Origin of the sequence: Microbacterium sp. CFBP9023, assembly GCF_034045055.1 — a bacterium.
Taxonomy (GTDB): domain Bacteria; phylum Actinomycetota; class Actinomycetes; order Actinomycetales; family Microbacteriaceae; genus Microbacterium.
Map to the genome: position 1 here is coordinate 273,098 of NZ_JAXCWI010000003.1, position 21,927 is coordinate 295,024.

The window sequence follows — 21,927 nt, forward strand, 5'->3', positions numbered from 1 at the left end:
AGAAAGCAGCACTATCGTGACGCGCACTTACACCCCGAAGGCCGGCGAGGTCCAGCGTGACTGGGTCGTCATCGACGCCACTGACGTCGTTCTTGGCCGTCTGGCCTCGCACGCCGCTACGCTCCTGCGTGGCAAGCACAAGCCCACCTTCGCCAACCACATCGACTCGGGTGACTTCGTCATCATCGTGAACGCCGACAAGGTCGCGCTCACCGGTCAGAAGCTCCAGAAGAAGCTGGCCTACCGCCACTCGGGTTACCCGGGCGGCCTGAAGTCGGTCACCTACGCCGAGCTCATGGAGAAGAACCCGGTCCGTGCTGTCGAGAAGGCCATCCGTGGCATGCTCCCCAAGAACAGCATCGGCCGTCAGCAGCTGTCGAAGCTCAAGGTCTACGTCGGTGGAGAGCACCCACACGCCGCTCAGCAGCCGAAGACGTACACCCTCGACCAGGTCGCCCAGTAAGCGCCGTAAAGACTTAAGGACATACTCGTGGCTGACATCCAGGACACCACCGAAAACCCCCAGAACTTCTCGACGTCGACTCCCGAGACCGACGCAGTCGAGGCGGCTCCCCGCCCCGTGCTGAGCGTCCCGGGTGCCGCTGTCGGCCGTCGCAAGCAGGCCATCGCCCGCGTGCGTCTCGTCCCCGGCTCGGGAACGATCACGGTCAACGGCCGCACGCTCGAGGACTACTTCCCGAACAAGCTGCACCAGCAGCTGATCAACGACCCGTTCACCATCCTCAACCTCGCCGGCGGCTACGACGTCATCGCGCGCATCTCGGGCGGTGGCCCCTCGGGCCAGGCCGGTGCACTGCGTCTCGGCATCGCTCGTTCGCTCAACGGCATCGACGAGGAGAACAACCGTCCGACCCTGAAGAAGGCCGGCTTCCTGTCGCGCGACGCTCGCGTCAAGGAGCGCAAGAAGGCTGGACTCAAGAAGGCCCGCAAGGCGCCTCAGTACTCGAAGCGTTAAGGTCCACCGCTCCGATGCCGATCTTTGGCACGGACGGCGTGCGAGGGCTTGCCAATGGCATCCTCACCGCCGACCTCGCGCTCACCCTGGCCCAGGCGACTGCTGTCGTCCTGGGCCAGGGCCGTACTGCGGAGGCTCGTAAAGCCGAAGGCAAGCGACTCACTGCAGTCGTGGCCCGCGACCCCCGCGTATCCGGTCACTTCCTGACCGCTGCCGTCTCCGCAGGACTCGCATCCTCCGGCGTCGACGTGCTCGAGGCCGGAGTGATCCCGACGCCGGCTCTCGCGTTCCTCGTCGCCGACCGCGACGCCGACTTCGGTGTGATGATCTCGGCCTCGCACAACGCGGCACCCGACAACGGGATCAAGATCTTCGCCCGCGGCGGCGTGAAACTGCCCGATGTCGTCGAGCAGCGGATCGAAGAGGCCATGGCCGGCGAGAAGCTGCGTCCGACCGGTGCCGGCGTGGGCAGGATCATCCGATTCTCCGACGCCGAAGACCGCTACGTCGTCCACCTGCTCGGCTCGCTGCCGAACCGGCTCAACGGCATCAAGGTCGTGCTCGACTGCGCCCACGGCGCCGCATCCGGCGTCTCGCCGGAGACCTTCCGCGATGCCGGGGCCGATGTCACCGTGATCGGTGCCGATCCGGACGGCTGGAACATCAACGACGGCGTCGGTTCGACGCACCTCGACCAGCTCGCCGAGGCTGTCGTCCGTCTCGGTGCCGACATCGGGATCGCGCATGACGGCGATGCCGATCGATGCCTGGCTGTCGACGCTCAGGGCAACGTCATCGACGGCGATCAGATCATGGCGATCCTCGCGGTCGCGATGAAGGAACGCGGTCACCTCACCGACGACACCCTCGTCGCCACCGTGATGAGCAATCTCGGTCTGCACATCGCCATGCGCGAGCAGGGGATCACGGTTCGACAGACCGCGGTGGGCGACCGCTACGTTCTCGAGGACATGAACCGGGGCGGCTACGCCTTGGGCGGAGAGCAGTCCGGACACGTCATCATGAGCGAGTTCGCGACCACCGGTGACGGTCTGCTCACAGGGCTCCACCTCGTCGCCGAGATGGCGCGCCAGAACAAGACGATCGCCGAGCTCGCGAGCGTGATGACCGTCTACCCGCAGGTGCTGATCAACGTCCGCGACGTCGACAAGGACGCGCTCGAGTCCGATGCCGTCGTGCAGCAGGCCGTTCGCGAGGTCGCAGCCGAACTCGGCGAGACGGGCCGGGTGCTCCTGCGCAAGTCGGGCACCGAGGCGCTCGTCCGAGTCATGGTCGAGGCACCGGATGCGGAATCCGCGCAGTCGTACGCGGACCGCCTCGTCGATGTGGTGCGGGAGCGCCTCTCCCTCTGAACCGTCGAGCGCGCCGTGCGGCACCGACCCCTGGTCAGTCGCGCGGCGCGCTCCAGTTCAACTGCTCGATGTATCTCAGCAGCACGCCCTCGCGCAGAGCCCACGGCGACACTTCGAGCTCATCGACGTCGAGCGCCGTCATGGCCGTGTGCAGCGATACGGCGGCGGCGACGATCTGGAACGTGCGATCCGCCGTGATCCCGGGCAGCTCCTGCCGCGCGGATGCGGGCAGGCGAGCGAGTCGAGGGATCCACGATCCCAGCGCTGCTCGCGGCAGCACCATGCGCTGGATCCCCGACCAGCCGGGAACCGGATAGCCGGCCAGTCGAGCCAGAGATCGGATCGCCTTCGAGGAGCCGACGACGTGATCGGACCGCGGGAGCGCGGTGAATCGGGGAAGCACCTCGGCAAGGGTGGCGCTCGCGTGCTCGCGAAGCCGCTCGACGTCGTCTTCGCCCGGCGGGTCCTGCGGAAGGAACTGCACGGTCATCCGACCGGCTCCGAGTGGGACGGATGCCGCGGCGTCGGGAAGCTCGTCACCGCCCGCCGCGACCTCGAGCGATCCGCCGCCGATGTCGAGGAGAAGGAGCTGGCCGGCCGACCAGCCGAACCAGCGCCGAACGGCGAGGAAGGTGAGTTCGGCCTCGGTCTCTCCATCGAGCACCTGCAGAGGCTGGCCGAGGGCGGCTTCGATGCGGGCGATCACGTCGGCACCGTTCCGGGCGTCGCGCACCGCACTCGTCGCGGTGGCGAGCAGCTCATCGACCCGCTCGGCTTCCGCGACCGCGCGCGCCTGGGCCACGGCCGCTTCGAGTGCGCGCACCCCCTCTTCCGAGATCGATCCGTCATCCGTGAGGTAGCGCATCAGGCGCAGGACGGTGCGGTCGCTGGTGGTCGCCAGCGGCCTGCCGCCGGGCCGGACATCGGCGGCGAGCATGTGGACGGTGTTGGAACCGATGTCGAGTACTCCCAGGCGCACGGATAGAGACTACTCGTGCGCCGTTACGATGTATCCGTGACCACCGCCGACCCCACGCTGCCGCTGTCTCCGTATCGCGAGATCGGGCGCGATGAATGGGCGCGGTTGGCGGCGGGGCTCGACCAGCCGCTCACCGAGACCGAGGTCGTCGAACTCCGGGGCATCGGCGACCGGCTCGACCTCGCCGAGGTGCGCGAGGTCTATCTGCCGCTCAGTCGACTGCTGAGCCTCTACGCGACGGCCACCAAGCGTCTGGGCGCCGCGACCAGCTCGTTCCTTCAGGAGGACGATTCCACGACCCCGTTCGTGGTCGGAGTCGCCGGCTCCGTCGCCGTCGGAAAGTCGACGATCGCCCGTCTGCTGCGCGAGCTGATGAGCCGCTGGCCGGGCACCCCTCGTGTCGAGCTCGTGACGACGGACGGGTTCCTGTATTCGAATGCCGAGCTCGAGCGCAGGGGGCTGATGGAGCGCAAGGGTTTTCCGGAGTCCTACGACCGGAGGGCGCTGCTCGAGTTCCTCACCGAGGTGAAGAGCGGTGCGGCAGAGGTGCGGGCGCCGTTCTACTCGCACATGCGCTACGACATCGTCCCCGACGCCCATGTGGTCGTCCGTCGCCCCGACGTCGTGATCGTCGAGGGCCTGAACGTCCTCCAGCCGCCGCCCGCCCCCAATGACGTGGCCGTCAGCGACCTCTTCGACTTCTCGATCTTCGTCGACGCCGACACCTCGCACATCGAGAAGTGGTACGTCGATCGGTTCCTCGCACTGCGCCAGGGCGCGTTCTCGAATCCCTCGTCCTACTTCAACGTCTTCGCCCACCTGACCGATGACGAGGCGATCACGACGGCTCTCGGCTATTGGAACGAGATCAACATGCCGAACCTGGTCGAGAACGTGATGCCGACCAAGCATCGCGCGCGTCTCGTGCTCAACAAGGGCGTCGACCACAGCGTCGAGAGCGTGCTCCTGCGGAAGCTCTGACCGGTCGGCTATTTCGTTCGGAACCTTCGCAAAAAGCCCGCCTTACTCTTGACGACATGTGTGGAATCGTCGGATACGTGGGCCCGCGGCCCAGCCAGGACATCCTGCTCGCAGGCCTCGCCCGTCTCGAGTACCGCGGGTATGACTCCGCGGGTGTCGCCGTCATCGACGGCGACGGTTCCCTCGGGATGCGCAAGAAGGCGGGAAAGCTCGCCATGCTGCGCGATTCGCTGAAGGATGCCGAGCTGTCGGACGGCAACACGGGCATCGGGCACACCCGCTGGGCCACCCACGGTGGGCCCACCGACGAGAATGCGCACCCGCATCTCGCCGATGACGACAAGCTCGCCGTGATCCACAACGGCATCATCGAGAACTTCGCCTCGCTCCGCGACGAGCTGCTCGCCGATGGCGTCAGCTTCCGCAGCGAGACCGACACCGAGGTCGCTGCCGCGCTGCTCGGCCGCGAGTACCGCAACAACGGCGGAGACCTGCAGGGCGCGTTCCGCGCCGTCGTCAACCGCCTCGAGGGCGCTTTCACCCTGCTCGCGATGCATCAGGACCACCCGGGCCTGGTCGTGGGTGCTCGCCGCAACTCGCCCCTGGTGATCGGCCTCGGCGAGGGTGAGAACTTCCTCGGTTCCGACGTCGCCGCGTTCATCGAGCACACCCGCAAGGCACTGGCCATCGGCCAGGACCAGATCGTCTCGATCACCCCGGACGCCGTCACCGTCACCGACTTCGCCGGCACGCCTGTCGAGGCCGAGCCGTTCGACGTCTCGTGGGACGCCGCCGCCGCCGAGAAGGGCGGCTGGTCGAGCTTCATGGCCAAGGAGGTCGCCGAGCAGCCCGAGGCGGTCGCCAACACGATCCGTGGCCGCATCCAGGGCGACCAGGTCGTGATCCCCGAGCTCGACGGGCTCGACGACCTGTTCCTCGGCATCAACCGCATCATCATCACCGCCTGCGGTACGGCCGCGTACTCGGCGCTCGTCGGCAAGTACGCGATCGAGCAGTGGGCGCGGGTCCCCGTCGACGTCGAGCTGGCGCACGAGTTCCGCTACCGCGACCCGGTGATCGGCGACGACACCCTCGTGATCTCGATCAGCCAGTCCGGCGAGACGATGGACACGTTGATGGCCGTCAAGTACGCGAGGGAGCGCGGCGCGCGCACCCTCTCCATCTGCAACACGCAGGGTGCGACGATCCCTCGCGAGTCCGATGCGGTGGTCTACACCCACGCCGGGCCCGAGGTCGCAGTGGCGTCGACGAAAGCCTTCTCGGCGCAGATCACCGCTCTGCTGCTGCTCGGCCTGCACGTGGGGCGCGTGCGCGGCTCCGTCCAGGATGCGTCGGTCGACGTCGCCGAGCTCACCGCACTTCCCGAGAAGATCGCCAAGGTCCTCGAGAGCGAGCAGGAGCATGTCACCCAGCTCGCGAGCTGGATGGCCGACACTCGTTCGGTGCTGTTCCTCGGTCGCCACGTGGGCTTCCCGATCGCACTCGAAGGCGCGCTGAAGCTCAAGGAGATCTCGTACATCCACGCGGAGGGCTTCGCCGCCGGCGAGCTGAAGCACGGCCCGATCGCACTGATCGAGCCCGGACAGCCCGTCTTCGTGCTGGTGCCTTCGCCTCGACACTCGGCTGTGGTCCACTCCAAGGTCGTCTCGAACATCCAGGAGATCCGTGCTCGCGGAGCTCGGGTGATCGTGGTGGCGGAAGAGGGCGATGCGGCCGTGCTGCCGTTCGCCGACGAAGTCATCCGCATCCCGCTCGCCGGCGCGATGTTCGAGCCGCTGCTCGCTGTCGTCCCGCTGCAGATCTTCGCGATGGCGCTCGCCACGGCCAAGGGGCTCGACGTCGACCAGCCGCGCAACCTCGCCAAGTCCGTCACCGTCGAGTAAGCGTCGTCGGCCTCCGGAGGCGGCTCGTCGAGACACGTCACCCGTCCGGGGCACGGGCGGCGTGCAGAGGCTGGGCCGACCGATTCGGGATGCCGCGACTAGGCTGAACTGGTGATCATCGGGACCGGCATCGACCTCGTGGACATCCCGCGGTTCGAGCGGACGATGGAGCGCACGCCGCGGCTTCGGGAGCGGCTGTTCGCGCCGGGGGAGCGGGGTCTCAGACTGCCGTCGCTCGCCGCGCGCTATGCCGCGAAGGAAGCCCTGATCAAGACGCTCGGCGGCTCTGACGGCGTGCACTGGATCGAGATCGAGATCGCCTCCGAGGCATCCGGCCGCCCGCATTTCGTGCTCTCCGGTTCCACCGCCGACGTCGTCGCAGAGCGCGGGATCACCCGACTGCACCTGACCCTCACCCATGACGCGGGGCTCGCCGCAGCGTTCGTGGTCGCCGAAGGAGAGCCGCTGTGACCGTTCCGTTCCGCGAAGCCCGCATCGAGCTGGATGCCATCAGCGACAACGTCCGCCATTTCCGCAGACTCACCGGCGTGCAGGTCATCGCCGTCGTGAAGGCGAACGCCTACGGCCACGGGGCTGCCGCGACTGCCGTCGCCGCCCTCGCCGGGGGTGCCACTCGTCTGGGGGTCGCCGAGATCCCTGAGGCGCTCGAACTTCGTCGTCAGGGCATCACCGCTCCGATCGTCGCCTGGCTGCACGCGCCGGGCGAGCGTTTCGACCAGGCTGCGGCGCACGACATCGAGGTGGGAATCTCGTCGTTCGACCAGCTCGAAGCGGCGGGAGCGGTCGCCTCGGTCGACCGCCCGGTCGGCGTGCACCTCAAGTTCGAGACCGGGCTGTCGCGCAACGGCATCGCCCCGGCGGACTGGCGTCGTGTGCTCGCCGAAGCCGCGCGCCTCGAACGCATCGGGCGGCTGCGCATCGTCGGGCTCTTCAGCCACCTCTCGAACACGTCGCCTCAGGACGACCGTGAGGCACTCGCGAAGTTCGAGGAGGCGGTCACGGCGGCGGCGTCGTTCGGCATCCATCCCGAGATCCGGCACATCGCGGCGACAGCGGCCGCGATCGACCTGCCGGAGATGCGTCTGGATGCCGTGCGCATCGGCATCGGTATCTACGGCCTCTCGCCGTTCGATGACCGCTCTTCTGCGGAGCTGGGGCTTCGCCCGGCCATGACGCTGCGGGGGGCGATCGCCGCCGTCCGCCGCGTGCCGGCCGGCGCCGGGGTGTCGTACGGATACGACCACCGCACCTCCCGCGACACGACGCTGGTGCTCGTCCCGCTGGGATACGCCGACGGCGTGCCGCGCCACGCATCCGGGCGCCTGCCCGTATCGATCGCCGGGCGCCGATACACGAACGTCGGCCGCATCGCCATGGACCAGTTCGTCGTGGACGTCGGGGACGCGCCGGTGTCGATCGGCGACGAGGTCGTGCTGTTCGGCGACCCGACGCTCGGCGTGCCCTCGGCATCGGAGTGGGCGAACGCCGCATCGACCATCGACTACGAGATCGTGACGCGCATCGGCGCCCGTGTTCCCCGGCGGTCGGCATGAGCGTCGACCCGTCCTTCCTGGGGCGCCGCGAGATCGAGACCTCGGACGCGATGGAGCAGCTCGGCTTCCGCATCGGCGAGCAGCTCGAAGCGGGCGACCTGCTGATCCTCACCGGCCCGCTCGGCGCAGGCAAGACGACGTTCACCCGCGGACTCGCGGACGGTCTGGGCGTACGCGGCCCCGTGCAGAGCCCCACCTTCGTGATCGCCCGCACGCACCCCTCGCTCGTCGGACGCGCGCCGCTCGTGCACGTCGACGCCTACCGGCTCGGCTCAGGGGCAGAGCTCGACGATCTCGACCTCGACCTCGCACGATCGGTCGTGGTGATCGAGTGGGGACGCGGGATGGCCGAGGACCTTGCCGAGACCTGGTGGGACATCGAGCTGGAGCGTCCCGTCGGCGGTGACGACGAGCTCGACCCCTCGGAGCTCGACGCCGACGCACCGCGGCACGTGTCGATCACGCGTGGCGGACGCTCAGCGATCACCGGCTGAACGACGACTACCCTGGAGAGGTGATCCTCGCCGTCGACACCTCCCTGGGCACCGCCGTCGCCCTCATCGACGACGACGGCACGCGTCTGTCAGATGCCTCGGCCGCCGATCCGCTCCGTCACGCGGAGGTCATCGGCGAGCTTCTCGTGCGGGCCCTCGACGCGCCCGGATCAGGCCCGATCGATCATGTGGTGGCCGGTATGGGCCCGGGGCCGTTCACCGGACTCCGCATCGGCATCGCGACGGCACGCACGTTCGCGCTGGGGCGTGGCATCCCCGTCGTCCCCGTGCCGAGCCACTTCGCCGCAGCGCTCACGGCCGTCGAGCATCACGCCGTGACCGGGCCGTTCGCCATCGTGACGGACGCCCGCCGCCGAGAGGTCGCCATCACCGTCTTCGACGGAACGGATGCCGACGGCATCCCGCACGTCATCACCGACACCGTGCTGGTCGCACGCGTCGACGCCGACGAGCACCTCCAGGGGATCCGCCGTATCGATGTGGAGACGCTGTCGGGCGTCGATCTGGCTCGCGTGGGCGCGAGGGCGTTGGCTGCCGGGCGCACACTCGCGGGCACCGAGCCGATCTATCTGCGTCAGCCCGACGTCACCGTGCCGGGAGCGCCCAAGAAGGTGGGGTCATGACGCTGCGCGACGCGACGCCAAACGATCTCGACGCCATCATGGCGATAGAGCACCGCTCGTTCCCCACCGACGCGTGGAGCTCGGAGGCGATGGCCCTGGAGCTCGCGAGCCCGCACGGACGCTATCTGGTCGACGAGCAGGACGGCGCGATCATCGGCTACGGCGGAGTCCGTGCACTGCAGGGGTCGAGTGACGCCGACATCCAGACCATCGCGTTCGACGTCGAGCACCGCGGTCGCGGCCGCGGCCGGGCGCTTCTGCGGTCCCTTCTCGATGCCGCGGTGGAACGCGGAGCCAGAGAGGTCTTCCTCGAGGTGCGGGCAGACAACCCCGGTGCCGAGGGGCTGTACCGCTCGGAGGGGTTCGAGGAGATCGGACGTCGCCCCCGCTACTACCAGCCCGACGACGTCGACGCGATCGTGATGCGCCTCGCCCTGCAGCATCCGCGCTCCGAGCATCGAGATGAGACGGCGTCGGATGCCGCGAAGGAGGCGACCTCATGACCGAGCCGCTGGTGCTGGGCATCGAGACGAGCTGCGACGAGACCGGCATCGGGATCGTCCGCGGACGCACGCTGCTCTCGAACACGATCGCGTCGAGCATGGACGAGCACGCCCGCTACGGCGGAGTGGTTCCCGAGGTCGCCGCCCGCGCCCATCTCGAGGCGCTGCAACCCTCGATCGACGCCGCCCTGGCCGAGGCCGGCGTGCGGCTCGGCGACCTCGACGCGGTGGCCGTCACGAGCGGACCCGGCCTCGCGGGAGCGCTCATGGTCGGCGTCGGCGCCGCCAAGGGGCTGGCGGTGTCGCTCGACAAGCCTCTGTACGCGGTCAATCACCTGGTCGGACACATCGCCGCCGACATCCTGACTCCCGACTCCGAGCCGCTGGAGTACCCGACGATCGCGCTGCTGGTATCGGGCGGGCACACCTCGCTGCTGCACGTGCGCGATCTCACGACCGACGTCGAGATGCTGGGCGAGACCATGGACGATGCCGCGGGGGAGGCGTTCGACAAGGTCGCCCGACTGCTGTCGCTGCCGTACCCCGGCGGACCCGAGATCGATCGAGCGGCACTCGACGGAGATCCGAACGCGATCCGCTTCCCTCGAGGGCTTTCGCGCGCCTCCGACCTCGCGAAGCACCGTTACGACTTCTCCTTCTCCGGGCTCAAGACCGCTGTCGCGCGCTGGGTCGAGCGCTGCGAGGCAGACGGCGTTCCCGTGCCCGTCGCCGACGTCGCCGCGAGCTTCCGTGAGGCGGTCGTCGATGTGCTCGTGACGAAGGCGCTCGCCGCGTGCGCAGACCTCGGCGTGCCCCGCCTGCTGCTCGGTGGAGGAGTGATCGCCAACCGACGACTCCGCGAGGTCGCCCTCGCGAGGGCGGAGAAGGCCGGCGTGACGGTGCGCATCCCGCCGTTGACGCTGTGCACCGACAACGGCGCGATGATCGCGGCGCTCGCCGCGGAGCTCATCGCGTCCGGCCGTCGCCCGTCGACGCTGGCGTTCGGAGCCGACTCGACGCTTCCCGTCACCGAGATCCAGGTCGACGAGCGCGTCGCGGTGATGTGATGAGCGACGTGCCTCGCACTCCGGATAGGGCGGGTGCAGAACCGGGGCCCGCCTCGAGTGCCGCGGTGCCGCCGACCAGGATCGAGCGCCCGAGCGGCGAGGTCGAGCATCCGGCGGGGTCGGCACGCATACCCGGGTCGCGCCGCGAGGGATACACGAAGCTCCCCACCGGCCCGGTCGGAGTCGAGCCGGTGGTCGTCACGGGGCCAGTCGCCGAGGACATCGGTCGGGAGAGCGACTGGGAGCCGGCGACGGGCACGTCCGCCGTGGACGACACCCGCCTCGCTCCCTGGGCGCTGATGGCGGCGGTCGTCGCCTTGGCCGCGTCGTTCTTCGTCGGTTGGGGCATCCCGATCGCCATCGTCGCCGTGATCGCGTCGATCATGTCGCTGCGCCGACCGGTCGAGAGCCGCGCCATCGCTCGTTGGGCGCTCGTTCTCGGTCTGTGTGCGACCGTCTACAGCCTCGGCTGGCTCGTCTGGGCCGGGATGCAGTTCGAGAGACTCGGATAGCCGATGCTCGACGCGGACCGATCCGTCGAGCTGCGCGCGCTCCAGGCGCGGGCGTACGGCCGTGCGGGGGCGTTGAGCGCGGCGGATGCAGCGCGGCTGCGCGAGCTGGAATCCGCGAAGACGCGTCTGGCGGGGCCGCCGGCGACGAGAAGTCCGGAGACGCGTGCGCCGGACCCTGCGCAGGCTCCGCGGGGCGTTGCCGAGGAGGAGGGGAGCGCGTCACCTGCCGACCCGGTCGTGGACGTCGAGCGCCAGGGCGAGTCCCCGCTCATCGCGCTGCGACACCATCGGCGTCTCGCGGTCGCGGTCGCCACGGCCTTCGCGGTCATCGGCCTCGCGCTGGGCTGGCTTCTCTTCACCGACCGGGGTCCCGCGCCGATGCAGCTCAGCGCCCAGCAGGAGGAGTGGCAGAGCGCGATCGTCGCATCGGGGGGCTTCGACCCGGGGTCGGTGCGGGCCATGGCGGAGGAAGAAGGCGTCGTGATCTGGTTCGCGACGAAGAACGAGAGCGCTGACGTGTGCCTGGTGCTCGGACACGAGGACGCGACGGCTCCCGCGTGCACGACGCGGGAGCAGGCCGTGGTCCAGGGCGTGAATGCCACTCTCACGAAACCCGTGAGCCAGAGTCAGACTTATGACGTCGAGGCGCAGATGTTCCTCACGCCGGCCGGCGAGCCGGCGGTCGTCACCCGCAGCTACATCACCTCGCCGCAGTCCACGGCGATGTTCGCCAGCCCCGACGAGGCGGAGGCGGCGACCGCCCTCGCCGAGCGGACGGGACTGGACCGGCGGACGATCCTGGTCGCCGGCTACGACGATGACGTGCCGATCTGGACGGGGATCGACATGTCCACGCAGAGGTACTGTCTCGTCTACGACGGGTCGATGCCCGACCCTCCGATGGCCTGCGATGACAGCATCATGCTCGCCGACGCGGACAGGACGCTCGTGCTCGACGTCGTGGGTGAGGGGAAGACGACCCGCTACGAGTACCGGTTCGGCTACGGTCAGCAGTACCTGACCGTGACGAAGGGCTGGGAGGGCGACGATGCTGCAGGAGAGTGACTCTGCCGAACTGCGCGCACTGCAGGTCAAAGCGTACGGCCGCGACGGCGGCCTGACCGAGGCCGAGGCGGCGAGGCTGAGAGAGCTCGAATCGCTGCGCGGCGAGCCTGGCAGGCCTGACCGGGTCGACCCTGGCCCGCGCGACCGGGTCGACGCGCCGGTCGGGCAGGGACCGGCCCACGAGCCGCCGACGTCGGAGAAGCCGTTCCGTGACGGTCAGGCACCCGTCGCCGACGCTTCCCCCAGCGCTCCCGACGAACACGCGGACGACGGACGCCGGTCTGCCGAGACCGGAGGCCTCCGCGCCGCATTCCGTCAGCACTGGAAGGCGGTCGCCGCGGCATCCGCACTTCTGCTCGTGATCGGTCTCGGCACCGGCTGGGCGCTCTTCGGGCGTTCCGGCGATGCCGTCGCGTTGACTTCCGCGCAGCAGGAGCGGCGTGCGGAATTGCAGGCCGAGGGCGGGTTCGACCCGGGCAGTCTGCGCGCGATCGGACAGGACGAGGACGCCCTCGTCTGGTACGCGACGAAGGACGACGGCGAGACGGTGTGCCTGACGCTCGACGCCGCCGACAAGTCGGCGGATCAGTGCCAGCCCGCGTCCGATCTCGACAACGGGAACGGCATCGGCCTGAACGCGAGCGTCGCGGTGCCGGGGGAGGGGGACGAGGGCCTCGAGGAGATCTGGGCGTCCGCCGCGCGAGCGATGAACGGGGAGGTCGTCGGCATCATCCAGCGATGGCGTTCGGACGAGAACTCCTGGCTGTCGCAGTTCCAGGGTGACGAGCGGGAACGCGCCGAGCAGCTGGTCGAGGAGGGTTTCGAAGAGTTCTCCTTCTCCGTCGTCGGGTACTTCCGCGATGCCCCGGTCTGGCGCGCACAGCGCGTCGAGAGCGACGACATCCAGGACTGCCTCATCGTCGATGCCGTCCAGGCCGTCGAATGCCGCCCGGCGAGCGAGGGACAATCGTCGGCGGACGTCATCGAGGTCGCCGGAACCGTCGTGGACGAGGCCGGAGGGATGATCTCCGACTGGAGCGTGCGTCTCGCGTACACGTTGAACGGCATGCCCTACCTCGTGGTGTCCGGAGACAGCACGACGGCGACGGCAGAGCCGACGGTGAGGCCCGGTGAGACGCTCGAGCTCGGCGGCGAATTCCAGGATCCGATCCAGGTCGACATCCCGTCAGACGACACCGAGGGCTAGGCGCCGGGGAGACGTCAGCCGGCTGCCGGAACCCGATCGGCGAGGATCGCTCGTCGCTGATCACCCACGCGAGTGAGGATCAGCGTCGCGGTCTGCTCGCCCCGCAGCGCCAGCTTCTTGCGGAAGGCCGCGGGGTCGATGTCCATGCCGCGCTTCTTGATCTCGAGAGATCCGATCTCGTTCGCCTTGAGGACTGCGCTGATCGCCTTCGGGTTCGCCGGCATCGTCTCGCGCACCCGGAACGACTGCACGAACGGACTGGTGACCGCGGCGTCAGAGGTGAGGTACGCGATGCGCTCGTCGAGCATTCCCGCGTCGAGGCTGCGCGCGACATCGCCGATCAGACGCGCCCGGATCACCGCCCCGTCCGGCTCGTGCAGGAACGCGCCGAGTTCCCGCACGGGCTCGTCGACGGCGTCGGCGCCTGCGGTGAGTTCATGTGAGCGCTCGCCGCGGATCACGAGGGCGGAACGGCGGATGCCGTCGCGGGCGAGAGCGCGCGTCCAGAGCACGAGCTCGACCACGCTGCCGTCTGCGCTCACCCACTGCGCCTCGGCGTCGACGGGAAGTGAATCGCGGTCGTGACCGGGACCGAGCTTGATGCCCGTCGATGTGCGCGAGGCCACAGCGAAGGCCCAGTCCAGCGGCGGAGAGTAGTCATCGGACGAGACCCGGCGCGTCTCGCTGTGCCCGGCGGTGCGGCGGGCCGGATCCATCCAGATCGCCTGGTTCTCGTCGCCCTCGACGGGCACGTGCGCCTCGGCCGTGCCGTGGATCACCCTCGCGCTGTCTCCGAGAGGCGCCAGGTTGTACGCCGCGATCGCCGAGGTCACCTCGTCGGCGTCGACGGCGACGACGTCGAGCCCTGCACCGGCGAAGGCAAGAGAATCCCCGCCGATGCCGCAGCCGAGATCCGCGACGCGAGTGATGCCGGCGCGGCGCATCCGCTGGGCATGCCGGGCGGCCACGCCCAGCCGTGTCGCCTGCTCGAGTCCGGCCCGGGTGAACAGCATCCGGGCCGCGAAGTCGCCGAACTTGCCTTTCGCCTTGGTGCGAAGTCGTGCCTGTCCGACCACGGCCGAGACGAGCTCGGGCGAGTGGCCGGCCGCACGTAGCCGGGATACGATCCGAGCGACGTCGGCGACCTCGTCGACGGGGCCGAGTTCGTCCAGCGCCTTCAGGCCCTCGGGGGTGAGCAGTGCGCGCAGCTCGGAGATCTCCACTGCCCCAGCTTAGGCGGCGGGCTGTTCGCCGCATTGGCACTCGCATTGCGTGAGTGCCAGCGGAACGCCTAGACTGGATTAGCACTCTCGGGTTGAGAGTGCGAAAAGTCTTCCTGTCAGCGTCAAGAAAGAAGAGGTAGACCGTGTCGGTTTCCATCAAGCCGCTCGAGGACCGCATCGTCATCAAGCAGGTCGAGGCCGAGCAGACCACCGCGAGTGGCCTGGTCATCCCCGACACCGCCAAGGAGAAGCCCCAGGAGGGCGAGGTCGTGGCCGTGGGCCCCGGCCGCATCGATGACAACGGCAACCGCGTTCCGCTCGACGTCGCCGTGGGCGACCGTGTGCTCTACAGCAAGTACGGCGGCACCGAGGTGAAGTTCGGCGCAGACGAGTACCTCGTCCTGTCGGCTCGCGACGTGCTCGCAGTCGTCGTCCGCTGAGACAACGTCTTCGGAAGGCCCGGATGCATCACGCATCCGGGCCTTCCTGCGTGTTCGGCCACCGGTCCATCGATTCCTGCCAATGTCCGGACGGCGGGTCTCGTGGGGCGGAGGCGGCGCGGCGACGGGCATAGGGTTGTGCGGTGACCCCGACGAACGCCGCCTCCCGAGCCACTCAGACGGCGGGAGTCGCGTACGCGGGGGGAGCGTATCTGCTCTGGGGCGTGCTGCCCCTCTACTTCCTGCTGCTCGTGCCCACCGGTCCGTGGGAGGTCGTCGCGTGGCGCGTGCTGCTGTCGTTCGTCTTCTGCCTGCTCCTCCTCACCGTGATGCGCGGCTGGGCCGCCTTCGGCGTCATCGTCCGACAGCCGAGGCTGCTGGGATGGACGGCTCTGGCGGGTGTCCTGATCTACGTCAACTGGCAGGTGTTCCTCATCGGGACCCTCTCCGGGAACATCGTGGAGACCAGCCTCGGCTACTTCATCAACCCGATCACCACCGTGCTGCTCGGGGTGTTCGTGCTCAAGGAGCGCATCCGCAGGCTCCAGTGGGCGGCGATCGGCATCGCGGCGGTCGCCGTGATCGTGATCGTCCTCTTCTACGGCGAGTTCCCGTGGATCGCCCTCTCGCTGACCGCCTCGTTCGGCGTCTACGGACTCATCAAGAAGAAGATCGGCCCCGCGGTCGATGCGGTCAGCGGACTCACGCTCGAGTCGTTCTGGCTGATCCCGATCGCCGTCGTGCAGCTGATCCTCGTCGCCGCCACACCCGCCGGGATCACGATGGGCTCCCACGGTGCGTGGCATGCGGTGCTTCTCGCGTTCGCCGGTGTGGCCACGGCGGTGCCCCTGCTGCTCTTCGCCGCGGGCACCCGACGCATCAACCTCACCGTCATCGGGATGATCCAGTTCATCACCCCCGTCATGCAGTTCATCATCGGCGCGGTCGTGCTCGGCGAGCCGATGCCGCCCGAGCGGTGGGCGGGCTTCATCATCGTCTGGGTCGCGATCCTCGTGTTCCTGATCGACCTGCTGCTCGCCGCGCGTCGCGGACGCCGGATCGATCAGCCGACACTCGTCTGAACTCCCGGTTCACCCGTCCGGAAACTCGGTGTCGGATCGTTAACGCACCGAAACATCGGCGACCCCTACGCGAAGCCTTTCAGTCCTAGTGTTAGAGCACCCGACCGTGGTCACAATCCACGGCCAGTCACGCAAGGGAGCATCATGACCTCATTCACGCGCTCGCGCAGCGCCAAGATTCTCGCCGGAGTCGCGCTGCTGAGCGTCTCGGCGATCGTCGTCGCAGGCTGCAGCGGCACGCCCTCTGAGGAGCCGTCCGACGGTGGCGGCGGCGGCGGATCGTCGGCCGACCTCACGCTCGAGCTCGGCTCGCTGCTGCCGCAGACCGGTTCGCTGTCGTTCCTCGGCCCGCCCATGGAATCCGGCGTCGGCCTCGCGGTCAAGGAGGTCAACGATGCTGCTGCCGGCGTCACGATCAACCTGACGGCTGAAGACGAAGGCGACACCGACACCAAGGCCTACGAGACGTCGATCAGCAAGCTCCAGGGCGCGGGCGTCACCGCCATCGTCGGTGCCGCGGCGTCGGGCGTCTCCCGCCTGATCCTCGACGGAAACGTCAGCGCCGGCATCCTGCAGATCTCGGCCTCGAACACCGGCCCGGACTTCACCGACTGGGACGACAACGGTCTCTACTTCCGCACCGCGCCCAGCGACCTTCTGCAGGGTGAGGTCCTCGGCAACCTGATCGCCGAAGACGGACACAAGACCCTCGGCGTGATCTACCAGAACGACGCCTACGGAACCGGACTGTTCGACAACATCAAGTCGACGTTCGAGAACGCGGGTGGCGAGGTCGTCGCTGACGCGTCGTACAACGTCGGTGACGGTCAGTTCGACGCACAGGTCGAGACGATCAAGGCTCAGAACCCCGACGCCGTCGCGATCGTGTCGTTCGACCAGTTCAAGACCATCGCCCCGCTGCTGGTCAACGCCGGCATCTCGCCCGACAAGTTCTACCTCGTCGACGGAAACCTGTCGGACTACGGCTCCTCGCCCGACACGAACTTCCCGTTCTCGCTCGAGGGCGCACAGGGCACGAAGCCGGGACCGGCGCTCGAGGACGACTTCACCGACCGTCTGCAGACGTTCTGGACCGGCGAGGGCAACCCCGAGGTCAACGACTTCACCTACGCAGCCGAGGCCTATGACGCGGTCGTGCTCGTCGCACTCGCGTCTCTCGCCGCCGGTTCGACCGAGGGCGCGGACATCGCTGCGAAGATGGCCGAGGTCTCGGGCGGCAGCGGAGACGGTGAGAAGTGCACCAGCTTCGAGGACTGCGCGGCGATCATCAACGACGGTGGAACCGCCGACTACGACGGCTACTCCGGCGAGATCACGTTCGATGAGAACGGCGACCCGCAGGGTGCATCGATCGGCACGTACGAGTACAGCGCCGACAACCTGATCTCCCGCACCAACTGATCACGAGCGAAGGCCCCGGATCCTCGATCCGGGGCCTTCGTCGTGTGCGTGCCCGCTGCGCGAGGGGACAGAAGAGGGGCGGATGCGAGTCGCATCCGCCCCTCTGTCGTGGGAGCCCTCAGGCGGCGTCGGTGCCGAGAGTTCCGAGGTAGAGACCGATGACCTTCGGATCGTTCAGCAGGTCGCGTCCGGTGCCCTCGTACGCGTCCTTGCCCTGGTCGAGCACGTAGCCGCGGTCGCAGATCTGCAGGCAGCGCCGCGCGTTCTGCTCGACCATGATCGTCGTCACGCCCGCCTTGTTGATGTCGGAGACGCGGATGAACGCATCGTCCTGACGCACGGGGGAGAGGCCGGCGGAGGGCTCGTCGAGCAGCAGCACCGACGGGTCCATCATGAGTGCCCTCGACATCGCCACCATCTGCCGCTCGCCGCCCGAGAGCGACCCGGCGCGCTGCTTGAGGCGCTTGCCGAGTTCGGCGAAGATGCCGGTGACGAACTCGAGGCGCTCGGCGTAGATCTTGGGGTTCTGATACAGCCCCATCTGCAGGTTCTCCTCGATCGAGAGCGAAGGGAACACGTTGTTCGTCTGCGGCACGAAGGCGACGCCCCGCTTGACGAGCTTGTCGGCCTTCAACCCGATGATGCTCTCTCCGTTCACGGTGATCTCGCCGCTGCGGACGTTCACCATCCCGAAGATCGCCTTCAGCAGGGTCGACTTGCCGGCGCCGTTGGGGCCGATGATGCCGATCAGCTCGCCCTGTCGGGCGACGAGGTTGGCGCCGTTGAGGATGTTCACACCGGGCAGGTAGCCGGCGTGCACGTCCTTCAGCTCGACGACGATGTCGTCCGTTCGCGGTGCCGCAGCGGAGGTCTCGGCGCTCATGCGTTGTCCTTCTGGTCGTGATCCGGCGTGCTCGTCGCTTCGAGCTCCGCCTCGGCTTCTGCTTCGATCTGCTCGCGGAGCTTGGCGGCGGTGGCGTTCTCGATCACGGGGATGCGACCGGTCACGGCACCGAGATCGAGGTCCTGGTGGGCGCCGAGATAGGCGTCGACCACGGCCGGGTCCTCCATGACCTCGTCGGGCGGGCCCTCGGCGACGACCTTGCCCTCGGCCATGACCACGACCCAGTCGGCGATGTGGCGGACCATGTGCATGTCGTGCTCGACGAACAGCACCGTCATGCCCAGGCCCTTGAGGTCGAGGATGTGATCGAGGAGCGACTGGGTCAGCGCCGGATTGACGCCGGCCATCGGCTCGTCGAGCATCACCAGGGTCGGATCGCTCATGAGCGCTCGCGCCATCTCGAGGAGCTTGCGCTGGCCGCCCGAGAGCGCCGCGGCGAAGTCCTTCTCCTTGGCGTCGAGCTTGAAGCGGGCCAGCAGCTCGCGGGCCTTGACCTCGATCTCCTGATCCTGCTTGCGCCACAGGAACGGGAACAGGCTCGACCAGAAGCCCTCGCCGCGCTGTCCAGGAGCACCGAGCTTCATGTTCTCGAGCACGGTGAGCAGCGACAGCGACTTGGTCAGCTGGAACGTGCGCACCTGTCCCATGCGCGCCACCTTGAAGGAGGGAACGCCCGAGAGGCTCGCGCCGTCGAACGACCAGGTCCCGCTGTTCGGCTTGTCGAAACCGCAGAGCAGGTTGAACAGGGTCGTCTTCCCTGCTCCGTTCGGGCCGATCAGAGCGGTGATGGCGCCGCGAGGGATCTCGACGTGGTCGACGTCGACGGCCGTCAGACCGCCGAAGCGCCGCTGCACGGCATCCGCGATCAGGATGGGATCGACCTTCGGCACGCCGGGGGCCGCAGGGCCCTTGGCGAGTCCGGTGGTCTTCGGTCGGCGGATGCTGCCGGTCGCGGGCGCCGTCTGGGCGCTCTCGTCGGGGGTCAGTTCATTTGACAAAGGTCATCTCCCTCTTGTCTCCGAGGATGCCCTGAGGTCGGAAGATCACGAGCAGCATCAGGGCGATGCCGACGAAGATGAACACCAGGGTCGAGGCCTGGCTGTCGGACATGGGCAGGATTCCGGACCGCGCCATCGCCGGGAGCAGGTTCGCCATGAACGCGAAGACGACCCAGAAGAGGATGGCCCCGAGTGTCGGGCCGAACACGGTGGCCGCGCCGCCCAGCAGCAGGATCGTCCACAGGAAGAACGTGAGCGAGGTCGTGTAGCTGCCCGGCACGACAGCCGAGGGGAGGACGAAGACGATTCCTCCGGCTGCGCCGATCACGCCACCGACGACGAGCGCCTGCATCTTGTACGCGAAGACGTTCTTGCCGAGCGAGCGCACGGCATCCTCATCCTCGCGGATTCCCTTGAGGACGCGTCCCCACGGGCTGCGCATGAGCGACCACACCAGCAGGATCGCGACGAGCAGCACGATGAGTCCGAACACCCGGTTCCACAGGTCGTTCGCGCTGTAGGTCCACGGTCCGAAGCCGTAGGTGCCCGGCGGGAACGGATTGGCGTCGCGGAACCCGCCGTTGAACTGCGCGAGACCGTCTGCCGAGTTGGTGTACTCGTCGAAGATCTGGGTGGTGAAGAGCAGTCGTACGATCTCACCCGCGGCGATCGTCGCGATGGCGAGATAGTCGGCACGGAGCCGCAGCGTCGGGATGCCGAGGAGGACTGCGAAGAACGCGCCCCCGAGGAGACCGATGAGCATGCCGACCCACCAGGGGAGCCCGAAGGTCAGCACGGAGATCGCGTATCCGTATCCGCCGACCGCCATGAAGGCGGCCATGCCGAAGTTGAGCAGGCCCGCATAGCCGAAGTGCACGGCCAGACCGGTCGCCGCCAGCGCGTAGGCGAGGGTGACGGGGCTGAACAGATAGACGGCTGTGTTCGAGAAGATGCTTCCGAAGTCCATGGCGATCAGCCCAACCTTTCCCTGCGTCCCAGCAGGCCCTGCGGTCTGACGAGGAGGATCACGATGAGCACGACCAAGGCGCTCGCATACTTCAGATCCGAGGGGATCCAGAGGGTGGAGACCTCGACCGCGATGCCGACGATGAGGGAGCCGACGAGCGCACCGAACGCCGTGCCGAGCCCGCCGAGGGTGATGGCGGCGAAGATGAGCAACAGCATCTGCATGCCCATGTCCCACTTCACGCCGGGGCGGAAGTAGGCCCAGAGGATGCCGGAGATGGCGGCGAGCGTGCCGGACAGGATCCAGACGTAGCGCACGACCTTGTCGACGTCGATGCCGGATGCTGCGGCGAGCTGCGGGTTGTCGGAGATGGCGCGGGTCGCCTTGCCGATGCGGGTGCGGGTGAGGAAGAACGCGACGCCCACGATCACGACGATGCTGACCACGATGCCGATCAGGTCGATGTAGGACAGCGAGATCGGACCGAAACGGAACGGCTCGGGGCTGGCCCCCGGGAGCTGGCGCGTGCCACCACCGATCATGTACTGGAACGCATAGCGCAGGGCGAGAGACAGACCGATGCTGACGATCATCAGCTGCACGACACCGAGGCCTCGTCGTCGCAGCGGACGCCAGATGCCGGCATCCAGGGCCCAGCCGAAGAGACCGCCTCCGATCACGGCGGCGATGATGCCGAGCCACAGCGGCAGATGCCAGAAGCTCGTCGTCACGAGGGCGACCAGGCCGCCCCACGTGACCATCTCGGCGTGAGCGAAGTTCGACAGCCGCGTCGTGCCGTAGATGAGCGCCGCGCCCATGGAGGCGAGCGCCAGCAGCAGACCGAAGTTCAGGCCGCCCACGAGACGTGAGAGGAGCTGGTCGATGAAGGACGTCGTCATCCTCTCGCCCTCACCGAGGAAGAGGTTGAGGATCTTCGTGCCGGTCAGGCCGAACTCGACCTCGAACGACGCCGTCGTGCCGGCGATGGGCTGAGTGCCCTCGGGCAGCTGCGCCGCATCGACGATCACGCCGTCGGGGAGGGTCTCCTCGTCGACGGTGAGCGTGTACGTGTCCTTCTCGGGCACGTACAGGCGCCACTTGCCCTCGGCGTCGGTCTCGGTCTCGCCTTCGAAGCCGCCGCCCTCGATCGTCATCACGACGCCTTCGACGGGGTCGTCATCGAAGGTGATGACACCGGCGAAGTAGAAGTCTGTGATCTCCTGGCCGTCGTCCGTTTCTTCGGCGGAAGCCGCAGCCGGAGGCTGCAACCACAGGAAAGCGATGGCGAGGAGCGACGCGAGCAGGATGATGACCCACCGCATTCCGCTTCGATTCGCCGAGATCGTCGGACGCACAGAACCTCCAGCCCAGTACACAGGCCATGACGGAGTTGTTCATCGGCCCTGATGTACGACGGTATGAGCGTAATGTGTCGGCTCTGTTTCGACCAAGGCACGATCTGCTCACGGTGAGAACGATCCCATCACGAAGTTGCGAAATACCGATAGGTCACCCGGGGCGTCCTGCGCGCGATGTCAGCGGGCGCAGGGAATTTCCTCAGCCGCTCCGCACTTAGAATTGGTACACCCTCGCCCCAGATCGCGCCCGCAGG

23 protein-coding genes are annotated in these 21,927 nt (G+C 68.2%); 17 read left to right on the forward strand and 6 right to left on the reverse strand.

Going from position 1 to position 21,927, the window contains the following annotated elements; all coding sequences use genetic code 11:
• The first annotated feature begins 16 nt into the window (after window positions 1–16).
• The 3 genes from rplM to glmM are packed head-to-tail and all read left to right on the forward strand — an operon-like array spanning window position 17 to window position 2,349.
• The gene (gene rplM / locus SOM10_RS16000; protein WP_045253410.1) at window positions 17–463 is read left to right on the forward strand and encodes a 50S ribosomal protein L13; all 447 of its coding nucleotides are present in this window, start codon (window positions 17–19) and stop codon (window positions 461–463) included.
• Between the two features lie 27 nt (window positions 464–490).
• Entirely contained in the window at window positions 491–976 is a 486-nt protein-coding gene (gene rpsI, locus SOM10_RS16005; RefSeq protein ID WP_042539158.1) for a 30S ribosomal protein S9, read from the forward strand.
• A gap of 14 nt (window positions 977–990) precedes the next feature.
• Complete coding sequence (gene glmM / locus SOM10_RS16010; RefSeq protein WP_053098940.1) at window positions 991–2,349, forward strand: phosphoglucosamine mutase; 1,359 nt, start codon at window positions 991–993, stop codon at window positions 2,347–2,349.
• A 34-nt stretch (window positions 2,350–2,383) separates the two neighbouring features.
• Here the strand turns inward: glmM and SOM10_RS16015 are convergent, their stop codons facing one another.
• A complete protein-coding gene (locus SOM10_RS16015; protein ID WP_320491060.1) occupies window positions 2,384–3,328 on the reverse strand; it encodes a Ppx/GppA family phosphatase in 945 nt (314 codons plus the stop codon).
• A 36-nt stretch (window positions 3,329–3,364) separates the two neighbouring features.
• On the opposite strand from SOM10_RS16015, the gene coaA reads away from it, so the two are divergent.
• From coaA to SOM10_RS16070, 11 genes are all read left to right on the forward strand, one after another.
• A complete protein-coding gene (gene coaA / locus SOM10_RS16020; RefSeq protein WP_053098942.1) occupies window positions 3,365–4,309 on the forward strand; it encodes a type I pantothenate kinase in 945 nt (314 codons plus the stop codon).
• Window positions 4,310–4,365: 56 nt separating this feature from the next.
• Window positions 4,366–6,213 carry a glutamine--fructose-6-phosphate transaminase (isomerizing) gene (gene glmS / locus SOM10_RS16025; RefSeq protein WP_053098943.1) on the forward strand — a complete coding sequence of 616 codons (1,848 nt, stop codon included), beginning with the start codon at window positions 4,366–4,368 and terminating at the stop codon, window positions 6,211–6,213.
• Between the two features lie 111 nt (window positions 6,214–6,324).
• The gene (locus tag SOM10_RS16030; RefSeq protein WP_053098944.1) at window positions 6,325–6,684 is read left to right on the forward strand and encodes a holo-ACP synthase; all 360 of its coding nucleotides are present in this window, start codon (window positions 6,325–6,327) and stop codon (window positions 6,682–6,684) included.
• Entirely contained in the window at window positions 6,681–7,787 is a 1,107-nt protein-coding gene (gene alr, locus SOM10_RS16035) for an alanine racemase (RefSeq protein ID WP_056277250.1), read from the forward strand. The genes SOM10_RS16030 and alr overlap by 4 nt, the downstream gene beginning before the upstream one ends.
• Complete coding sequence (gene tsaE / locus SOM10_RS16040) at window positions 7,784–8,281, forward strand: tRNA (adenosine(37)-N6)-threonylcarbamoyltransferase complex ATPase subunit type 1 TsaE (protein ID WP_320491062.1); 498 nt, start codon at window positions 7,784–7,786, stop codon at window positions 8,279–8,281. Before alr ends, tsaE begins: the two co-directional genes overlap by 4 nt.
• Before the next feature lie 20 nt (window positions 8,282–8,301).
• Window positions 8,302–8,925, forward strand: coding sequence for a tRNA (adenosine(37)-N6)-threonylcarbamoyltransferase complex dimerization subunit type 1 TsaB (gene tsaB, locus SOM10_RS16045; RefSeq protein ID WP_295104128.1), 624 nt, complete (start codon window positions 8,302–8,304; stop codon window positions 8,923–8,925).
• Window positions 8,922–9,428, forward strand: a complete 507-nt coding sequence (gene rimI, locus SOM10_RS16050; protein ID WP_320491065.1) for a ribosomal protein S18-alanine N-acetyltransferase — start codon at window positions 8,922–8,924, stop codon at window positions 9,426–9,428. Before tsaB ends, rimI begins: the two co-directional genes overlap by 4 nt.
• Window positions 9,425–10,495: a tRNA (adenosine(37)-N6)-threonylcarbamoyltransferase complex transferase subunit TsaD gene (gene tsaD / locus SOM10_RS16055; protein ID WP_320491066.1), complete on the forward strand. Its 1,071-nt coding sequence runs from the start codon at window positions 9,425–9,427 to the stop codon at window positions 10,493–10,495. The genes rimI and tsaD overlap by 4 nt, the downstream gene beginning before the upstream one ends.
• Window positions 10,495–11,007 (forward strand): hypothetical protein, encoded by a 513-nt coding sequence (locus SOM10_RS16060; protein WP_053098950.1) that lies wholly within the window; start codon window positions 10,495–10,497, stop codon window positions 11,005–11,007. Before tsaD ends, SOM10_RS16060 begins: the two co-directional genes overlap by 1 nt.
• 3 nt (window positions 11,008–11,010) lie before the next feature.
• Window positions 11,011–12,072 carry a hypothetical protein gene (locus tag SOM10_RS16065; RefSeq protein ID WP_320491068.1) on the forward strand — a complete coding sequence of 354 codons (1,062 nt, stop codon included), beginning with the start codon at window positions 11,011–11,013 and terminating at the stop codon, window positions 12,070–12,072.
• Window positions 12,056–13,279: a hypothetical protein gene (locus SOM10_RS16070; RefSeq protein WP_320491070.1), complete on the forward strand. Its 1,224-nt coding sequence runs from the start codon at window positions 12,056–12,058 to the stop codon at window positions 13,277–13,279. The genes SOM10_RS16065 and SOM10_RS16070 overlap by 17 nt, the downstream gene beginning before the upstream one ends.
• Window positions 13,280–13,293: 14 nt before the next feature.
• Here SOM10_RS16070 and SOM10_RS16075 read toward each other — a convergent pair whose 3' ends face one another.
• Window positions 13,294–14,502 (reverse strand): class I SAM-dependent methyltransferase, encoded by a 1,209-nt coding sequence (locus tag SOM10_RS16075; protein WP_320491072.1) that lies wholly within the window; start codon window positions 14,500–14,502, stop codon window positions 13,294–13,296.
• A 143-nt stretch (window positions 14,503–14,645) separates the two neighbouring features.
• Between SOM10_RS16075 and groES the strand changes: the two genes are divergently transcribed.
• The 3 genes from groES to SOM10_RS16090 all read left to right on the forward strand — a co-directional run bounded on the left by groES (window position 14,646) and on the right by SOM10_RS16090 (window position 17,446).
• Entirely contained in the window at window positions 14,646–14,942 is a 297-nt protein-coding gene (gene groES, locus SOM10_RS16080) for a co-chaperone GroES (RefSeq protein WP_039394204.1), read from the forward strand.
• Between the two features lie 143 nt (window positions 14,943–15,085).
• On the forward strand, window positions 15,086–16,024 hold the full coding sequence (rarD, locus tag SOM10_RS16085) for an EamA family transporter RarD (RefSeq protein ID WP_320491084.1): 939 nt from the start codon (window positions 15,086–15,088) through the stop codon (window positions 16,022–16,024).
• Between the two features lie 144 nt (window positions 16,025–16,168).
• Complete coding sequence (locus SOM10_RS16090) at window positions 16,169–17,446, forward strand: ABC transporter substrate-binding protein (protein WP_320491085.1); 1,278 nt, start codon at window positions 16,169–16,171, stop codon at window positions 17,444–17,446.
• Between the two features lie 118 nt (window positions 17,447–17,564).
• On the opposite strand, the gene SOM10_RS16095 is transcribed toward SOM10_RS16090, so the two are convergent.
• Genes SOM10_RS16095 through SOM10_RS16110 form a run of 4 tightly spaced genes read right to left on the reverse strand, consistent with a single transcriptional unit; the run spans window position 17,565 to window position 21,637 of the window.
• A complete protein-coding gene (locus tag SOM10_RS16095; protein ID WP_053098956.1) occupies window positions 17,565–18,329 on the reverse strand; it encodes an ABC transporter ATP-binding protein in 765 nt (254 codons plus the stop codon).
• Window positions 18,326–19,291 carry an ABC transporter ATP-binding protein gene (locus SOM10_RS16100; protein ID WP_320491362.1) on the reverse strand — a complete coding sequence of 322 codons (966 nt, stop codon included), beginning with the start codon at window positions 19,289–19,291 and terminating at the stop codon, window positions 18,326–18,328. The genes SOM10_RS16095 and SOM10_RS16100 overlap by 4 nt, the downstream gene beginning before the upstream one ends.
• Window positions 19,292–19,337: 46 nt before the next feature.
• Window positions 19,338–20,315: a branched-chain amino acid ABC transporter permease gene (locus SOM10_RS16105; protein ID WP_053098957.1), complete on the reverse strand. Its 978-nt coding sequence runs from the start codon at window positions 20,313–20,315 to the stop codon at window positions 19,338–19,340.
• Window positions 20,316–20,320: 5 nt separating this feature from the next.
• Entirely contained in the window at window positions 20,321–21,637 is a 1,317-nt protein-coding gene (locus tag SOM10_RS16110; protein WP_042539449.1) for a branched-chain amino acid ABC transporter permease, read from the reverse strand.
• Between the last annotated feature and the right edge of the window lie 290 nt (window positions 21,638–21,927).